The sequence below is a fragment of the Chryseobacterium sp. IT-36CA2 genome (genome assembly GCF_949767875.1).
In the GTDB taxonomy this organism is placed as follows: domain Bacteria; phylum Bacteroidota; class Bacteroidia; order Flavobacteriales; family Weeksellaceae; genus Chryseobacterium.
Genome location: NZ_CATKPG010000026.1, coordinates 84,557 through 103,181, shown reverse-complemented (window position 1 = coordinate 103,181; position 18,625 = coordinate 84,557). Strand labels below are relative to the sequence as shown.

At 36.7% G+C, this 18,625-nt stretch carries 16 protein-coding genes; 9 read left to right on the top strand and 7 right to left on the bottom strand.

Going from position 1 to position 18,625, the window contains the following annotated elements:
- Nucleotides 1-10: 10 nt before the first annotated feature.
- The 4 genes from ACM6F9_RS21985 to ACM6F9_RS21970 form a co-directional block, all read right to left on the bottom strand.
- Complete coding sequence (locus ACM6F9_RS21985) at nt 11-1,573, bottom strand: peptidoglycan DD-metalloendopeptidase family protein (protein ID WP_414847637.1); 1,563 nt, start codon at nt 1,571-1,573, stop codon at nt 11-13.
- Complete coding sequence (locus ACM6F9_RS21980) at nt 1,570-2,415, bottom strand: DUF4292 domain-containing protein (RefSeq protein WP_414847636.1); 846 nt, start codon at nt 2,413-2,415, stop codon at nt 1,570-1,572. The genes ACM6F9_RS21985 and ACM6F9_RS21980 overlap by 4 nt, the downstream gene beginning before the upstream one ends.
- Before the next feature lie 107 nt (nt 2,416-2,522).
- Nucleotides 2,523-3,539, bottom strand: a complete 1,017-nt coding sequence (locus tag ACM6F9_RS21975; protein ID WP_414847635.1) for a sugar phosphate nucleotidyltransferase — start codon at nt 3,537-3,539, stop codon at nt 2,523-2,525.
- 150 nt (nt 3,540-3,689) lie between these two features.
- Entirely contained in the window at nt 3,690-5,117 is a 1,428-nt protein-coding gene (locus ACM6F9_RS21970; protein WP_414847634.1) for an oligosaccharide flippase family protein, read from the bottom strand.
- 100 nt (nt 5,118-5,217) lie between these two features.
- On the opposite strand from ACM6F9_RS21970, the gene ACM6F9_RS21965 reads away from it, so the two are divergent.
- Nucleotides 5,218-6,555 carry a dihydroorotase gene (locus ACM6F9_RS21965; RefSeq protein ID WP_414847633.1) on the top strand — a complete coding sequence of 446 codons (1,338 nt, stop codon included), beginning with the start codon at nt 5,218-5,220 and terminating at the stop codon, nt 6,553-6,555.
- 84 nt (nt 6,556-6,639) lie between these two features.
- Here the strand turns inward: ACM6F9_RS21965 and ACM6F9_RS21960 are convergent, their stop codons facing one another.
- The 3 genes from ACM6F9_RS21960 to ACM6F9_RS21950 form a co-directional block, all read right to left on the bottom strand.
- Nucleotides 6,640-8,937 carry a GH92 family glycosyl hydrolase gene (locus tag ACM6F9_RS21960; RefSeq protein ID WP_414847632.1) on the bottom strand — a complete coding sequence of 766 codons (2,298 nt, stop codon included), beginning with the start codon at nt 8,935-8,937 and terminating at the stop codon, nt 6,640-6,642.
- A gap of 77 nt (nt 8,938-9,014) precedes the next feature.
- Nucleotides 9,015-9,698: a response regulator transcription factor gene (locus ACM6F9_RS21955; protein ID WP_414847631.1), complete on the bottom strand. Its 684-nt coding sequence runs from the start codon at nt 9,696-9,698 to the stop codon at nt 9,015-9,017.
- 12 nt (nt 9,699-9,710) lie between these two features.
- The gene (locus tag ACM6F9_RS21950) at nt 9,711-10,964 is read right to left on the bottom strand and encodes a sensor histidine kinase (RefSeq protein ID WP_414847630.1); all 1,254 of its coding nucleotides are present in this window, start codon (nt 10,962-10,964) and stop codon (nt 9,711-9,713) included.
- A gap of 148 nt (nt 10,965-11,112) precedes the next feature.
- Here ACM6F9_RS21950 and ACM6F9_RS21945 point away from each other — a divergent pair, with 148 nt between their 5' ends.
- The 8 genes from ACM6F9_RS21945 (at nt 11,113) to ACM6F9_RS21910 (ending at nt 18,625) form a co-directional block, all read left to right on the top strand.
- Nucleotides 11,113-11,523 (top strand): DUF1573 domain-containing protein, encoded by a 411-nt coding sequence (locus tag ACM6F9_RS21945; protein ID WP_414847629.1) that lies wholly within the window; start codon nt 11,113-11,115, stop codon nt 11,521-11,523.
- A gap of 177 nt (nt 11,524-11,700) precedes the next feature.
- Entirely contained in the window at nt 11,701-12,582 is an 882-nt protein-coding gene (locus tag ACM6F9_RS21940) for an SDR family oxidoreductase (RefSeq protein ID WP_414847628.1), read from the top strand.
- Between the two features lie 83 nt (nt 12,583-12,665).
- Nucleotides 12,666-14,606: a M1 family metallopeptidase gene (locus tag ACM6F9_RS21935; protein ID WP_414847627.1), complete on the top strand. Its 1,941-nt coding sequence runs from the start codon at nt 12,666-12,668 to the stop codon at nt 14,604-14,606.
- Nucleotides 14,607-14,968: 362 nt separating this feature from the next.
- Complete coding sequence (locus tag ACM6F9_RS21930) at nt 14,969-15,856, top strand: DUF2589 domain-containing protein (protein ID WP_414847626.1); 888 nt, start codon at nt 14,969-14,971, stop codon at nt 15,854-15,856.
- 16 nt (nt 15,857-15,872) lie between these two features.
- Entirely contained in the window at nt 15,873-16,571 is a 699-nt protein-coding gene (locus ACM6F9_RS21925) for a hypothetical protein (protein WP_414847625.1), read from the top strand.
- Nucleotides 16,571-17,149: a hypothetical protein gene (locus tag ACM6F9_RS21920; RefSeq protein ID WP_414847624.1), complete on the top strand. Its 579-nt coding sequence runs from the start codon at nt 16,571-16,573 to the stop codon at nt 17,147-17,149. Before ACM6F9_RS21925 ends, ACM6F9_RS21920 begins: the two co-directional genes overlap by 1 nt.
- Nucleotides 17,150-17,162: 13 nt before the next feature.
- Nucleotides 17,163-18,425 (top strand): S8 family peptidase, encoded by a 1,263-nt coding sequence (locus ACM6F9_RS21915; protein WP_414847623.1) that lies wholly within the window; start codon nt 17,163-17,165, stop codon nt 18,423-18,425.
- Nucleotides 18,422-18,625, top strand: coding sequence for a hypothetical protein (locus tag ACM6F9_RS21910; RefSeq protein WP_414847622.1), 204 nt, complete (start codon nt 18,422-18,424; stop codon nt 18,623-18,625). The genes ACM6F9_RS21915 and ACM6F9_RS21910 overlap by 4 nt, the downstream gene beginning before the upstream one ends.

Here is an 18,625-nt window from a genome sequence, read left to right as displayed (position 1 = left end):
TACACTTTTTTTAATATGAAATCCAACCTAATGGATCAACTGGTGTACTTCCATTCCATACTTGGAAATCAAGCGTATAAGCGCCGTCAAAATCCTGAGCTATTGTACCTATCGGAGTTCCGGATGAAACCTGCTGTCCTTTGGAAACATTAGCATTGGATAAGTTGGAATAAATAGTAAAGTATCCTCCGTGTTTAATAATAACGGTTTTTGTACCGTCACTGCTGGCTACTACCGAAGATACAGTTCCCGGGTATACCGATTTGGCACGTGTACCTGAAGGTACGGAAATTTTAATACCGGTATTGTCTTCAGATATATTTTTGAAAACCGGGTGTTGCTGTCTTCCGAAACGGTGCGTAATTTGTCCGGCTCTGTCTGCAGGATACCCAAGTCTTCCTCTGTTATCTGCAAAGCTGTTTCCAGTAGCGGTGGAAACTCCGTAGCTAGTCATAGCTTTTGTTTCAGCTGCTTTTTTATCTTCTTCTTTTCTCTTGGCAAGCGCTGCTTCTGCGGCTCTTGCAGCAGCCAGTTTATCCGCAGCATCTTTAGCTCTTGCATTGGCTTCGTCTGCGGCTTTTTTAGCAGCCACTCTTCTGGCTTCATCTCTGGCGTTAGCTTCTGCTTTGGCAGCATCTTCACTACGTTTTCTTTCTTCTTCAGCTCTTCTAGCAGCAAGTTCAGCAGCTTTTTTAGCTTCAGCTTCAGCAAGTCTTCTTTCTCTTTCAAGGGCTTCTGCTCTTGCCTTGGCTTCAGCTTCAATTCTTGCTTTTTCTCTTTCAGCGGCTAATTTTGCTAAACGAATTTTTTCTGCTTCGGCTTTTCTTCTCGCTTCTTCCTCTGCTTTAGCAATTCTGATTTCCTCAGCAATGATGGCTCTGATCTGTCCTTCCAATGCTTTAGACTGAACTTGTTTTTGCTTAAGCTCAGCAGTCAGCTTAGATTCATTTTTCTTAAAGTCGGCTACTAATTGCTCTTTTTGGGATCTTTCAGCATTAATCGTGGCTAGATCCTTCTGTTGGTTTACCAGAAGGTTTGCTTTTGCTTTTACAGAGTTTTGTTTTTGTGCGATAGTTTTCTTGATCAGATTGGCAGCATCGGTAATTTCAGCTGCTTTTTTATCCTGATAATCTGAATATTGTTTCAGATATTGTACTCTACGTATGGCTTCTCCTAAATTCTTGGCAGAAAGAATAAAAGTTACTTTGTTCTGTACTCCTTTATTTTTATAAGCATTCACCAAAACCTCAGCATAGTTTTTTCTCAAAACAGCCAATTCTTTATTCTGACGGTTGATTTCCAGCTGACGTAAATAGATGTCATCTTCAATGAATCTTTTTTCTTTCTGCGTATTGTTATACACCTTCTCTCTTAAAACCAATTTTTGGTTCACATTAGAAAGATAGGCTACGGAAAGCTTAGATTCACTTCTGGTTTTGGCTAAATCGGAATTTATTTGTGCAATTTGTTTTTTAAGTTCGGCATTCTGCTTCTGCAGCTGTTCTTTGGTCTGCTGTCCCTGGTGCAGTCCGAACATCAAAACACCTATTAAAAAGCTAAATTTTTTAATCATTTAATCTCAATTTTCTTATAACTGGATGGTACAGAATAAGGTGTTTCCATCCTCGAAAAGTCAAATTTCGTATTTTCCATTAAAATTTGACTAGATTTTGAGCCTTTTATAATTATTTTAACATTTTTTGGAAGGCGGATTCCTTCGTATTCATTCCAGTCACTGTAAGAAATATCAAGCTCATCTGAAGATAAAATATCTTTTAAATTGACACTCAATAAATCATAATTGGTGTCATATTGGAGAGCAATTTTATATTCTCTGTTTTTTTCATCTGTTACAATTTTCTGATTGATGCTGGATTCCATTTTGAAACCTTGTGCATTCTGGGTCAGATTAAATTGTCTGTCGTTGATTTTTACAAACGTTCTTCCGAGCAAGATTTTTTCCAAAGATTTATAATCAATGAAATTAACATTCAGTAAATTATTCAAATAATCAAAGTCGGAATCTATATATGTTTTATTGATCTTGTCCTGTCCTTTGATCCCTTCAGGAGTGGCAATACCTCTGGCAGCGTTGATGAACAAAGCCCTGAGATTCATCCAAACCTTTGTATCGTTTTCAATATAGATGGTAGCATCCAGGGTAGGTACATAACTTCCTGTTTCTACCCGTACTTTGCTGTCGATTTTAATTTGCTCAAATTTTGGCGGAACCAATACATGCTCGTAAAAGGTGAGCTTATCTTTTACAGGTTCATTCACATCTTTTGGATTTCCATTGTCTTTTGTAGTATTGATGCTGTCGAGTTTATGATCCGTATCATTTTGAGCAGTAGTACGGGTCTTACAGGATGATAAGGCAAGAAGTAATAAAAGAAACGGGATCCAGTTTTTCATGTATTTATCTTTAAATTAAAAAAATACGGTGCAATATTAACGCCAAACCACACAAAATCTTTTGTGTGGCCTGGTGATATCTTGTTTAAGTTAAATAATTTCTATTCTTATTTAGAAAGAAAATCCAAAACAGAGTAGTCTCCTAAGGAAATTTCTCTGGCAACTCCGAAATACTGTGCAGAATTTCCGATCATAGAGTTAGAAAGGTTTCCATGATTGATTTTGGTGTTTTCCTGAATCAGAGAGTTTTCAATATTGGAATTCACAACAGTGGTATTGTTTCCTAATGAAACTCCAGGTCCTACTTTGGAATTGGAAATTTTTACATTTTCACCAATAAAGCACGGCTGAATGATCAGAGAGTTTTCAATCACAGCAGAAGCAGGAAAGTTCTTCATTTCCTCTCTCTCATATTCAAGAATTTTGCTGTTGGTTTCTACTGTAGCATTCTTGTTACCGCAGTCCATCCAGTCATTCACTTTCCCCAGTGTAAACTTAGCTCCTTTTGCTCTAAGATTCTCTAAAGCTGTTGTCAATTGGTATTCGCCACCGTTTTTAATATCATTGTCCATGATATAATTGATTTCTTCCATTAGCTTTTCAGCGCTGTTGAAGTAATAAATCCCAATAATAGCAAGATCTGAAACAAAAGTTTTAGGTTTTTCAACAAAATCTGTGATGAAACCGTAGTTATCTAATTTTACTACTCCGAAAGCAGATGGATCTTCTACACTTTTCACCCAGATGACCCCATCTGAATTTTTGTCTAATTGGAAGTCTGCACGGAAAAGAGTATCTGCAAATGCAATCACAACATCTCCCTGCATAGACTGCTCTGCGCATTTGATAGCATGGGCAGTTCCAAGAGGATCGTTCTGGTAATATATACTTCCTTTTGCTCCCAGTTTTTCAGCAATCTGAATCAGAGATTTTTCAATCTCAGGACCAAAATCTCCGATGATAAAAGCTACTTCTTCAATGTTTTCTCCTGCCACTTTAGCAATATCTTCTACCAATCTCTGTACAATAGGTTTTCCTGCAATAGGAATAAGAGGTTTTGGAACTGTTAATGTATGAGGACGTAATCTGGAACCACGTCCAGCCATAGGAACAATAATTTTCATAAATTATATAAAAGATGTTTTTATTAGTTGTTTTTTATATTTAGGTTAAAGATAATAATTAAAACCTTTGTTAGGTTATGATTATTATCTTTTAAATATTTGTTTAAATTGACGATAGGTTTTGTTTATTATCAAAATAAAGACCAAAGTTTAATTCTTTCTGATTCTCGATAAAATCATATCTTTTTCAGAATAAATCAAAATTCCGGTAAAGGCCAAAAATAGTAAATTACTTGTTATAATGTTATAATCTAGATATTTTACTATAATAAAGCTGAAGACTCCCAGAAGGATCAGGAAAAAAGACATTTTCCTCATTCTGTAAGGAATAGGATAGTATTTCTGTCCCAACAGATAAGAGACAATCATCATGATAATATAAGCTCCGAATGTAGCCCATGCAGAACCAATCATGCTCTTGTAATAGGTTAACGCTAAAAGGTTAAGTCCAATATTGATTCCTGCTCCAAGCCATGAAATGATAGTTCCCACACCCGTTCTGTCTGTTACTTTGTACCAGGTTGAAAAGTTATAATAGATCCCGAAACAAAGATTGGCAATAACAATGATCGGGATAATGTCTATAGCAATCCAATAAGATTTGTTCGGAATAAAGACAGCTTTCAGCCATGAGATATTGGCAATAATTCCTAAAGCTACAGCACAGGCAAAAAAGGCGAAATATTCAGCTACTTTAGCGTAGGTTTTCTTGGCATCGCCTTTATCCATTTGTTTAAAAAAGAAAGGCTCAATACCCATCCTGTAAGCGGTTACAAATAATGTCATCAGTACAGCCAGTTTATAACAACCGCCATAAGCTCCTGCCTGTTCGTCTGAAATATAGTTTCTCTGGATGGATTTATCAAAATTTTCATTCACCATAAAAGCCAGACCTGCAAGCATTAGTGGGAAGGAATATTTGATCATACGTGAAAACAATGATGTTACGAACTGAAATCTTACTTTTAATATGATAGGTAATAATAATAAAACTCCTAGTGCACTTCCTGCCAGATTACTGAAGAACGGGTAATCTACATTCTGATCCAAACCAATACTTCTTGATATGCTTTCCGGAATCCAGAAGAATAGAGCGGCTGTAAAAACGGCCTGAAATATTGCCTGAATAACTCTTACTGCAGAATATTTGATAGGTTTATTATGAAAACGCAGCCACGCAAAAGGAATTACCAATAAATTGTCGAAAAAGGCAATTAAAGCAAACCATCTGATATATTCCGGGTTATCATGATATCCTAAATAATCTGCAATGGGCTGATTGAGCAAATAACATAATGCAAGAAAAACCGTGGACGTTGAAAACAAAAACCAGAATGAAGTATTGAAGGTTCTTTTTTCATTACCATCTTCTGCAGAAAATCTGAAATATGCTGTTTCAAAACCAAAAGAAAGAATAATATTCACAAATGAAATCCACGCATAAAGCTGTGTGAAAATTGCAAAACCTTCATTGGGAATCTTATAGATCAAAAGTGGATTTAGGATAAATAAAATAATTCTGGGTGCTATAGCTCCCGCTCCATAGATGATTGTCTGCCCTAATAGTTTTTTGTACAAAGTCGAAATTTTTTACAAATGTAAAACTTTAAGTATTCGTTTGGTGATTTTGGAGCTAATTAAAACTTAAAATCTTAATTTTGTGTGGAAATAAATTGAAATGAAAGTTCTTATAAAAAACGTAAATATCGTCAACGAAGGAAAAGTTGTTGAAAGCGATATCCTAATAGAAAATGATTTAATATCTAAAATAGCTGCCGATATTTCTGAAGATGCGGATCAGATCATTGACGGATCAGGAAAATACCTTCTTCCGGGAGTGATTGATGATCAGGTGCACTTCCGTGATCCTGGACTTACCCATAAAGGAGATATTGAAAGTGAATCAAAAGCTGCAATTGCTGGGGGAATTACCAGTTTTATTGACCAGCCTAATACCGTTCCCAACGCTGTTACCCAAGAATTATTAGCAGATAAATATGAGATTGCGTCCCAAAAAGCGTATGCCAACTATGGTTTTATGATGGGAGGAACCAATGATAATCTGGAAGAAGTTTTAAAAACAAATCCAAGAAATGTTCCCGGGATCAAATTATTCCTAGGCTCATCTACTGGAAATATGCTGGTAGACAATCCGGAAACGCTGGAAAATATTTTCAGCAATACCAAAATGCTGATTGCTGTTCACTGTGAAGATGAAGCTACCATCAGAGCCAATACTCAAAAATATGTGGATGAATACGGTGATGATATTCCTGTAAAATTCCATCATTTGATCAGAAGTGAAGAAGCATGTTATAAGTCTTCTTCCAAAGCTATTGAGCTTGCAAAAAAAACTGGTGCGAGACTTCACGTTTTCCACCTTTCCACAGCAAAAGAAATGGAACTTTTCAGAAATGACATTCCTTTACAAGATAAAATGATTACTGCTGAGGTATGTGTTCACCACCTTACTTTTACCAACGAAGATTACGAAACGAGAGGAAATCTTATCAAATGGAATCCTGCTGTAAAGACTCAAACGGATAAAGATGCCCTTTGGGAAGCACTGTTGGATGACAGAATAGATGTGATAGCTACAGACCATGCTCCACATACTGCAGAGGAAAAGAACAATGTGTATACAAAATGTCCTTCAGGAGCACCTTTGGTACAGCATTCACTGGTAGTGATGCTTGAAAACTATAAAAACGGTAAAATATCTCTTGAGAAAATTGTTGAAAAGATGTGTCATAATCCGGCAATTCTTTTCAAAGTTGAAAAAAGAGGGTATGTGAGAGAAGGATATAAAGCAGATTTGGTTTTAGTTGATTTAAATGAAAACTGGACGGTTTCCAAAGATAATTTACTGTACAAATGCGGTTGGAGCCCATTAGAAGGAATGAATTTCCACTCTAAAGTTATCCATACTTTTGTTAATGGACATTTGGTGTATGACAATGGTAACATTACGGAAGGGAAATTTGGAGAGAGATTGCTTTTTGAAGCGAGAGATTAATAAGAGATTATTACGATAAATCAAAAAGAGCGGGCTTTAGCCCGCTCTTTTTGATTTAAACCTTCCATTGGATTTAGTCACTTTTTACTTCTTCGCTTTACTTCCCATATAAAAAGTAAGTTTTCCACCATTCATAATCTCAGAATGCTTCAACGTAAAATTCTTAATCTCCTTTCCATTCAAAAGAACTTTCTGAACATATACATTTTTAGGACTTTGATTGATGGCTTCAATTTCAAAAGTTTTTCCATTTTCCAGATTTAAGACAGCGTTATCAATGGCTGGGCTTCCGATAGAATAATCTTCCGAACCTGGTGCTACAGGATAAAACCCTAATGAACTTAAAATATACCATGCACTCATTTGCCCGGCATCATCATTTCCTCCCAGTCCGTCTGGTGTCGCTTTATACTGCATTTCCAGAATACGGCGGATTTGTGCCTGTGCTTTCCAAGGCTGCCCAGCCCAGTTATAAAAATAAACAACATGGTGAGCAGGTTCATTTCCGTGAACATATCCACCAATAATTCCTTCCCGGGTAATATCTTCAGTATCTGCAAAGAATTCATCCGGTAAATGCATCGTGAACAGTTCATCAAGTTTTGAAGCAAATTTCTTCTTTCCGCCCATCAAGTTGATCAATTCATCAGGGTTTTGCGGAACAAAAAAACTGTAGTTCCATGAGTTTCCTTCAATAAAACCTTGCCCGTGGGTGCTTAGCACATCAAAGTCCTTTTTAAAGCTTCCATCTGCCAGACGCGGGCGCATAAACCCGATCGTTTTGTCAAAATTATTTTTCCAGTTTTCAGATCTCTTGATAAACTGATTGTAGATTTCTGTTTTGTTCAGATGTTTTGCCAGTTGAGCAATAGCCCAGTCATCATAGGCATATTCTAATGTATTGGAAACTGAAGTTCCGTTTTTCTCAGCCGGAATGTATCCAAGGTCAATATATTGTCCTATACCTTCATAATTTCTTTTGTTAGCGGTTTCTATACATGCTTTTAAGGCTTCTTCGGGATCACCCGCATAATTTCCTTTAATAATAGCATCAGCAACCACACTTACACTGTGATAACCACTCATACACCAGTTATCATTCGCATAATGTGACCAGATAGGAAGCATTTTCATCGAAAACTGATTATAATGAGCCATCATTGATTTTACCATATCACCATTTCGCTTAGGTTGGATGATATTAAAGAAAGGATGCAGCGTACGATAAGTATCCCATAGAGAAAAGGTAGTATAATTGGTAAATCCATCTGCCTTATGAACATTTTGATCAAGACCTTTGTATTCTCCATTGACATCCATATAAGTGGTTGGATTAATGAAGCTATGATACATTGCTGTATAGAAATTAGTTTTTTCTGTATCAGAACCTTTGATAACAATTTTATTTAATTCTTTATTCCAGTTGTTCTGAGCCTGAGTTTTAGCCTGATCAAAATTTATATTTCCGGCTTCTTTTTCCAGATTTTCCAGAGCATTGGTCTGGCTTACCGGAGAAATAGCCAATTTTACTTCGATTGCTTCATTTTCATTGGTATCAAAATCAAAAAACATTTTCAGGTTCTTACCTGCGATTTCCGGGAAATTCTGATTTTGATCAAACTTTCTCCAAAACCCTTTGTAAACCTGTTTCTCATCATAGTTTTTCTGACCATAAGATTTGAAAGGTTTTGAAAACTTCATCGCAAAATAAACCGTTCTGGTTCTTGCCCAGCCATTGGTCTGACGATAGCCTGTAATGGTATTTCCGTTTTCTACACGAACGTATGTCCAGACATTTTTTCCGTCATAATTGTAAATGCCGGCCATCAAATCCAGAATAATGTGAGCCTGGTCAGACTTTGGGAAAGTATAGCGGTGAATTCCCACTCTTGGCGTTGCAGTAAGCTCTGCGAGAATATTATGATCATCCAGTTTTACCTTATAATATCCAGCTTCTGCCGTTTCATTTTGGTGTGAAAATCTACTTCTGTAACCACTTTCCGGGTTGGAGGCAGTTCCAGGGTTCAACTGAAGTTTTCCTACGGTCGGCATCACCAGAAAATCTCCCAGATCAGAGTGTCCTGTTCCACTGAAATGAGTAGAACTGAAACCAACAATCGTTCTATCTTCATAACGGTAGCCGGCGCAGTATTTATAAACCTCACCATTGTATTTTCCATTAAGTTCATAAGAAATAGAGTCTGTTTCAGGGCTTAGCTGTACCGCACCAAAAGGAACAGTCGCTCCCGGATAGGTATGTCCCATCTTTTCAGTTCCGATCAGAGGGTTGACATATTGTATTAATTTTTCAAATTTTTGAGCCTTAAATTGTGCAGTTACACATAAAAGAAATAGAAAAACAGTAGATCTGTGATTTTTCATTAATAGGAAATTTTCAAAGTTTAAAATTAATTAAAATCATCATTTGCTGTTGTGTTTTGGATTAGTTTGAAAACTATTTATTCTTTTTCAGAAAAGCGGAAACCTATTCCGTGCAGGTTTTCTATTAAAACATTCTGTTCTTCGGCCAATACTTTTCGCAATCGGGAAATAAATACATCAAGACTTCGCCCCATAAAATAGTCATCATCACCCCAAATCGCCTTCAGGATTTCCTGTCGTTTGACCACTAGATTCTTGTGGCGGATAAAAAATAAAAGCAGATCAGATTCTCTTTGAGTAAGAGTTATACTGTTTTCTAAGCCTTGAAGCGTATAATTTTTAGGATCAAAATCATATTTCCCGACTTTATATTTTAGAGGGAAAGTATCTGTTTTCTTAGTGCGTTTCAGAAAAACTTCAATTTTAAGCATCAGCTCTTCAATACTGAAAGGCTTTACCAGATAATCATCAGCTCCTATTTTAAGACCTTTAATCCTGTCTTCTTTTAAAGCCTTTGCAGAGATGAAAATAATCGGAATTTCAGAATTTTTACTACGAATTCGTTGTGCTACTTCAAATCCATTCATGCCGGGCATCATAATATCCAGCAGACAAATATCGAAATCCTGACTGTTAAATGCCTCCAATGCAGATTCACCATCAGAATAACAGCTGATATCATAATAACTTTCCAGACTGTCTTCCACCAGAAAAGCTATTGTTTTGTCATCTTCGGCATATAAAATTTTAGATTTCTCCATACTTATACTTGATTAATTTGAAAACGGAAAGAAGAGCGTTGTGGTAATTCCTTTGTCTTCATTATTCTCTACAGAAATTTTCCAGTGGTGCTGCTGAACTACTTTTTTCACATAAAATAATCCCAACCCAAAACCATTCACCTCTTCACTTCTTTTGGTATGTACCCGATAAAATTTTTCAAAAATATGAGGAATATTTTTAGCGGGAATTCCCATTCCGTTGTCTTTAAACTTTAAATATAAGCCTTTTGAATCTTTATGGGCCGAAATTTTAATCACAGGCTGCGTTTCGCAATACTTGATGGAGTTATCCAAAAGATTGTAAATGATATTGGTAAAGTGAAATTCATCAGCCATCACGGAAGTGCTGTTTTCAATATCAATTTCGATGCTAAGGTCTTTGTTCTTTTGCTGTATGTTATCTGCGATTTCTTGAATAAAAGGAAGCAGCAGAATTTTTTGAGGTTTTAATGACAATCCGGCAGCATCGTTCTTAGCAATATTCAGGATTTTTTCGATATGATTATTGAGCTTGTGACTTTGGTTGATGATAATGGAAGTATACGTCTGCAGTTTAGAATTTTCCTGTACCATTTCCTGTTTATTAAGTGCTTCTGAAGCTAAAAGTATTGAGGATAAAGGAGTTTTAAACTCATGCGTCATATTATTGATGAAATCACGCTGCAGCTCTGAAAATTTCTTCTGCTGAATGATCGTATAAATAGAATACACATACACTAGAAGGATGATGATAAGGGCGAACGTAAGAAGATACCAGAATCTTAACGAACTGATCAGATAAGTTGTTTTATCCGGAAAACGGATGGAAAAGTAATAGATCAGATTTTTATGTTTCGGGAAATTGATTACCTTATTGCTGGGGCTTTCCTGATGTGAGGTCATATATTTTCCGTACACCATTTTATCACTGTGGCAGTTGTATAGTGCGTATACATAATCTGTATTGATCTGGAAGCGGGTAAATTCTGTCTTCAGATAATATTCCAGAACTACAGGATGGAATTCATTGTTGATATTGACTACATAATAGTCATTGGCAATATTCTGTACGGGATTTTCTGTATAAGAGGTCTTTCCTCCGGAAAGTTTTTCTGCAACTTCCATTAAGGCAATATTGACCTTCTGATTAAATTTTTTATCTTCAAGATTATAAGCCTGGCGGGTCCACATCAGCTGTGCTATTAAAATTCCGATAATAGCAACAAACCCCAGGGTTATTATAATATTGAGTCTTTTTATTTTCATTTCCTGAAACAATATTATCCAAAAATATCTATTTATCTTTTATTATTAACAACTCGTTAACAAATGTTTGACAGCGGTTAACAAGTTGTAATCACGGTCTGCTTTACATTTGTCATATCGAAATATAATAATATTAAAATTTATACTCATGAAAAAACTAAAAATTACAGCTCTTTTGGCAGTGTTGGCATTCTCTCCTTTTTATGCTAATGTAATTACTGCAGACGCTCCATCTATTGTTAAAATGGTTGCTGATGCTATTAAATGGAAATCAGAATCTATTGATGTAGGAAATATTCCTCAGGGAAAACCAAAATTAATCAGATTTGAATTCACTAATACAAGTTCAAAACCAATCATTATTCAGAATGTAGCACCTTCATGCGGATGTACTACAGCAGATTACACGAAAACTCCTATCCAGCCCGGGAAAAAAGGATTTGTAGAAGCTAGTTATAATGCAGCAGCAGCTGGTCCTTTCATGAAAACGGTAAATGTTACTACAAGTGACAGCAAAACTCCTAAAACACTTTCATTCAAAGGAGTAGTAGCTTCTTAATCTATTACTTTTTTAAAAGATAAAAACGGCCTGATAAGTAATTGTCAGGCTATTTTATTTAAAAATAATCTATTATTTAAAAAAAACAGATTGAGAATAATTATTTGTAGCATTATTTATCAATCTATTTTAAGGGATTACATTTCAATATTTATTATTTTTAAGAAAAAATAATTTATGAGTCTATATACACAACCTATGCTGCGCGAAGGTGCACTAAAAGATAAAGTAGCAATTGTAACAGGAGGCGGAAGCGGTCTTGGAAAAGCGATGACTAAATACTTTCTTGAACTGGGCGCCAAAGTAGTGATTACTTCCAGAAATCTGGAGAAACTGCAGGCAACAGCTAAGGAACTGGAAGATGAGACAGGAGGTAAAGTACTTTGTGTAGCTTGTGATGTAAGAAACTGGGATGAGGTGGAAGCACTGAAAGAAGCGGCACTGAAAGAATTTGGAAAGATTGATATCTTATTGAATAACGCTGCCGGAAACTTTATTTCTCCAACAGAAAAACTGACTCACTCCGCATTTGATTCTATCCTGGATATCGTTTTAAAAGGAACAAAAAATTGTACCCTTTCGGTAGGAAAGCACTGGATTGATTCTAAAACACCAGGAACTGTCCTGAATATTGTAACAACCTACGCATGGACAGGTTCTGCTTACGTAGTACCATCAGCCTGTGCAAAAGCAGGAGTTCTGGCGATGACAAGATCATTGGCTGTAGAATGGGCTAAATACGGAATTCGTTTCAATGCTATTGCTCCAGGACCTTTCCCTACAAAAGGAGCTTGGGACAGACTTCTTCCGGGAGATCTTCAGGAGAAATTTGATATGAAGAAAAAAGTTCCGTTGAGAAGAGTAGGAGAACATCAGGAGCTTGCGAATCTTGCTGCTTATCTGGTTTCCGATTATTCAGCGTATATGAATGGAGAAGTAGTAACGATTGATGGAGGAGAATGGCTTCAGGGAGCAGGAGAATTTAACATGCTTGAAGCAATTCCTCAAGAAATGTGGGATGCTTTAGAAGCAATGATTAAAGCAAAAAAATCAAATTAAATTAAACTTATATTAAAAAAGCTCCCGGATGTGTAACAAATCCGGGAGTTTTTTTTACCTATACAGTAAATAATATTTTTCAAATGAATTATAAACTTCCAACCCTTGTTTCCACCCTTGCAGTGATCCTGTTTTCAGGATCTGTATACGCGCAGGAAAACCCAAAATATGATTATGTAGAAGCATTTAAGCCGTTTTTCTATCCGCAGACAGGTACAGCAACCCGTTCTGCAAGCGGACAGCCGGGGCATGCTTATTGGCAGAATTCGGCAGATTACCATTTGAATGTCAGCCTGAATGAAGATAGAAAAGAAATTACAGGTACAGCAGAAATTACGTACACAAACAACAGTCCTGATAAATTAGGCTTTCTTTGGCTGCAGCTGGATCAGAATCTTTTTGCGAAAGATTCCAGAGGGAATGGAGTCGTTCCGCTTTCGGGAAGCCGAAATGGAGCTCATGGTGAAGAATTTAATGGCGGATATAAAATTAAATCAGTCAGACTTGACGGAAAAAATGAAGTAAAATACACCATTACCGATACAAGAATGCAGATTGATCTGCCAAAAGAATTAAAAGCGAATGGGGGTGTTGCTAAAATAGAAATTGAATACACATTTATCTCTCCAGAGTATGGCTCAGACAGAATGGGAATTCAGGATACCAAAAACGGTAAGATATTTACTATGGCGCAATGGTATCCAAGAATGTGTGTATATGATGACGTTCTGGGATGGAATACTCTTCCGTACCTTGGGGCTTCGGAGTTTTATTTGGAATATGGAAATATTACAGCCAATATTACCGTTCCGGCTAATCATTATGTAGTGGCATCCGGAGAACTTCTGAATGAAAAGGAAGTATACAGCAAAGAAGAAATCAACAGATGGAATCAGGCAAGAAACAGCGATAAAACAGTAATGATTCGTCCTGAATCTGAAATCGGTAAAAATAAAGCTTCCGGTACAAAAACATGGAAATTTAAAATTACACAAGCCAGAGATTTTGCATGGGCATCTTCTGCCGGGTTTATTTTAGATGCAGCAAAAATTAATCTTCCTAGTGGAAAGAAATCTTTGGCTATTTCGGCTTATCCGGCAGAAAGTGCGGGCGAAAAAGCATGGGGAAGGTCTACAGAATACACCAAAGCTGCTATAGAGCATTATTCAAAAAAATGGTATGAATATACCTATCCGGCAGCCACCAATGTAGCAGGAAATGAAGGCGGAATGGAATATCCGGGAATTGTATTCTGTCATATGGATTCCAAAGGAGAAGATCTGTGGGGCGTTACAGATCACGAGTTTGGACACAATTGGTTCCCAATGATCGTAGGATCTAATGAAAGGCTATTTGCATGGATGGATGAAGGGTTCAATACATTTATCAACGGGCTTTCAACAGAAGCTTTCAATAAAGGTGAATATTATCGTAAACCAAATCTGGCAAGATCTGGAACGTATCTGTTGACCGACAGCCTGGAGCCTGTGATGGTAGGACCGGATAATATGAAAGAAAGAAGTATTGGAGCTCTGGCTTACTATAAGCCGGGAACAGGATTGGATGTTTTAAGGGAAACAATCCTTGGACCTGAAAAATTTGACAAAGCATTCAGAACATATATAGATCGTTGGGCTTTCAAACATCCTACACCATGGGATTTCTTCCATACGATGGAAAATGTTTCAGGTGAAGAACTGAACTGGTTCTGGAGAGGATGGTTCTTTAACAAATGGAAAATTGATCAGGCTGTTAAAAATGTACAATACGTCAACGGAAACTTTAAAAACGGAGTTCAGATTACCGTTGAAAATATTGGCCAGCTGCCAATGCCTACAACAGTTCAGCTGAAATTCAAAGATGGAACAGCACAAACGGTGAGTATTCCTGTTGAAGTTTGGAAAAGAAATACAGAATGGACATTCAAAATAGATTCTAACAAGGAAATTGATGAGGTGAAGATAGATCCGAATTCTGTTGTTCCTGATGTCAATTTGGAAAACAATAGCCGTAAACCGTCATAAAAATGTTGGATCTATTTAAATTTAACGCAAAGCTTTCATTTGTATACTGTAATATTTTTAAGAGAGCAAAGGATGGAATCAATGAAATTGATTTTTTCTAAGCGAACGCATGGCCATATAGCTTCATCAGCAACTTATTGCGTTCTTAGCCTACTTTAGAATAAGAAGAATTCATATCATCTTTGCGTTTATATAAAATAAACATCCGCAATATACATCACAAAAGCCTGAGCTTACCATCGTAAGTTCAGGCTTTTTATTTTAGGGTGTTTTTCCGGGGTAAGTAGAGTTGTTTCCCTTCAATGTTTGGGTGGTCAGTCATATAATTTTGTCTTACCATATTAATTTAAAAACAAAACAACATGGAAACATTAAAATCAGTGCTTGAAGCAAGCCACGCTAAGAAAACAAAAAATGAGTTAATCGACCTTTTGTCAGGAGTAGAAAAAGTGCTTACTCCGGCAGTGTATGAAAAAGTATCAGGAATCGAGATTTCAGAATTAAACACACTGACTAATAAAGAACTACAGAACATTGTAGAAGATTTCAAAAAGAATTATGATGCGAAGTGGGAAAAATCATTTTCCGGAGCTTCTTCAGAGATCATGAAGCTTATTGCCGGTAAAATGGCTGCTGATGAAGAGATCTTCAAAACTTCAGACGCTGCCAGTGCAGATTTTGCAGCAGAATTGGGAAGTATTGATTTCGCTACCATTATTGGCGGACCTTTGGATGCTTGTGTAAAAGCTCAGTCTAATGCCTCTATCGCCACTGTTAATTTCATCAATGAAGTAGGTTTTGAGCTTACGGATCCTAACAACCCGAATAGCGCGAAGAAACTGAGAATGGCAGAATTCAAATACACCAAAAATATTCCGAACCCGGATTTTGACCCGGATCAGCCAGTAAGCAACAGTAACCCTAAAACAATTCCGGATCCGGTAGAACTTTCCGTTCCTTTCATCGCATTGTTAAACGTTCCAAGCTTTAGAATTGAAACCTGTGAAGTAGATTTTAACGTTAAGCTTAATTCTACATATACCAAAGATGTAAGTGACGAATTTGGCATCAATGCAGGAGTGTCCGGAGGATGGGGGCCTGTGAAATTCAAAGTGGATGTGTCTTATAAAAGAACTTCCAGCACAGGAATTAAAGTGGAAAAAGAATATTCTCTTGGGGTAAAAGTACGTGCAACCAATGACGAAATGCCTGCAGGACTTGAAAAAGTTCTTGGACTTCTTTCACAATAAAAACATTTTACGAAAGATGATAAAACTATCAGATTACCTGGATTATCTCAACAATGAGATAATTCAGGCTCGTAAAAAAGCAGACGAAAATGCAGTTCTTATTGCCAAAGAATATGCCCGTCATGAATACCTTAAATATTTTAAGGTACCAAGATATGCCCTGCCCAGCGTGAAAATGGATATCCCGATCAAAATTACAGATATAGATTCTGCGTCTAAATATAATTTTAAACTGGATCAGAATCAGTTTGTAACAGAACTGAATGAGAGAATCCGTCTGGTAAACAAAGAAAAAAGGATGAATATTCCTCAGATTAGTATAAAACAGATTCAGACTGAAGAGTTTAAAACCTTATTCAGTAAACTGGAAAAAAATGATCAGAAATTCGGGAAGCTTCCTGCTAATGAAGTTCTTAAGCTGGATCTCAGAACAAAAGTTCAGCTTCTTAATTCAGGAATATTCAGACCTCAGGACGGAACCACCGAAGAAGAAACCGATGAGCTGAAAGATATTTTTTCAAAGGTTTTAATGAATAAATATACACTGGTGAATGCCAAACTGAACAATATTTACATAGATCCCAATACCAGCGCAGCGGAAGATAAAGACAAATTATTCATCAACCTTCATGTGGAAATGGAGGAAGAAGGAATCAGGATTGTGTCTTACAAAGATAAAGACGGCAACGAAATAGAACAGATAACTTTTGAGTAATGCAGGAACTTATTCACTTTACGGTACAGAAAATCAAAGAACTTCTGGAACATTTCAATGAAGTTCAGGCTTTATATCTGTCGAAATCATTTGACTTTGATGCCCGTTTTGATGCTTTTCTCAACGAAGTTCTGGAATATTTCCATACAAAAGGAAACACCAGCCAGGAATCTGAAGTTTTGAAAGTGATGAATATGATTGCTACTGTGAAAAGAGGTTTTAATCCTATAAAAATGGAAAAAATAGTCTCTGGAAGACGAGAACTTCTCGGAGGGTTTTCTTTCAATGGGATAGAAAGTATGTATGGAATTCTGATGGAAATTTATGCTAAGGAAAATAAAAAGCTCGATGATGCGGAAGAACTTATCTCAGGAGTCATTGTCTCATTATACCAAAACGGAATTTTGAATGATGAAAAACTGGAAGAAATGAATTCTGTTCCCAAAATTGAAACCTTTTGGAATACACTTGTTGAGCAGAATGCAGCCATATCCGGAATTAACAAAAAACTAAGACTTTCTATTATTCCGGAAGATATTTTTCTTGTGCTGGAAAAAGTATTTCTGAAATTAATTTAAAAAAAAGATCATTATGGAAACCGGAAGATACATTGTTCTGCTGCAGGATCAGCAGAAAAATTCGCTCAAAAAAATAGAGAAAGAGCTGGAAGTGAATATTACTTCTTCAGAATTGCTGTCCAAAGAAAACCGTTCCTATGAAATCATTGATCAGGATAACGGTGTGCTTTACAAAAATCTGGGAGTTCTTGTGGTTGAAAATATGGATGAAGATCAATTGAAAAGCGCCGTGAAGGATGAATCGAATTCTATCATTTATTATGAAAAAGAAAGAGAATTTTTCCCTGCAGATGAATTACAGCTTATTAATGAACTTAAAAAACAGTCAGCCGGACTCGCAGAAAAAATCTCAGAACTTGAACAATACATCACCACCAAACCTTTACCTCAAAAATCATTTATCGAAATGGAATGGGGATTAAAAGCTATCGGGCTGGAAAATTCTAATTACACTGGAAAAGGGATTGATATCTGCATCCTGGATACCGGACTTGAGACCTCTCATCCTGATTTTTCCACTAAAGAAATTGAAGGAAAATCTTTCATCGATGGTCAGGACTGGAATAGGGATCCCAACGGACATGGTACACACTGTGCCGGGGTTGCTACAGGAAATACCAGAAGTGATACAGGCCGACGTTATGGAATTGCCAAAGACTGCAATCTGAAAATAGCAAAAGTACTCGCAGACAACGGAAGAGGAACTACCAGCAGTGTGATTGATGCCATTGACTGGGCCATTACGAAAAAATTCAGAATACTGTCTCTTTCACTGGCTTCTCCCGTAAAATTGGATGATCAACCTTCCGTTCTCTTCGAAACGATTGGAGAAAGAGCGCTGGAGAATAACTGTCTTATTATAGCGGCAGCAGGTAATGACAGCAACAGACCGCAGATTCCGCAACCGGTTTCAATGCCGGCCAATTCAAAATCTATTATGGCGATCGGAGCTATGGATGCCCAGATGAAGATTGCCAGATTCTCAAATGCAGGGATCAATCCATCTACTGGAGGAAATATCAATGTCTGTGCTCCCGGAGTAGACATTATCAGTTCCTATCCTAAAAATGCAAAGAATAAAAATAATTTATATTACAGCATGAGCGGTACAAGCATGGCCGCACCGCATGTTTCCGGACTTGCCGCTTTGTATATGGAACAGTTTCCGAATAAATCAGCAAAAGAGATCTGGGAACTCATTGAAAACAAAGCAAGGCCTATTGAAGGCATAAAATACAGAGATATAGGAAACGGTTTAATACAGATATACATATGATCACCTATCTCGCAGTTTTAAAAAAAGATATAAACATTAAAAAGCTGGAAGCTCTTCTCAAAAGTAAAGGCATAAAACTAGCTTCCCATTACAAAACCATAGGTGTTGTAAAGCTTGAAAGTAACACTCCCATTTCGGAGTCCGAATTTCAGGAATATTTTATATCTATAGAAGAAGAAAAAGATAATTTAACAATATAA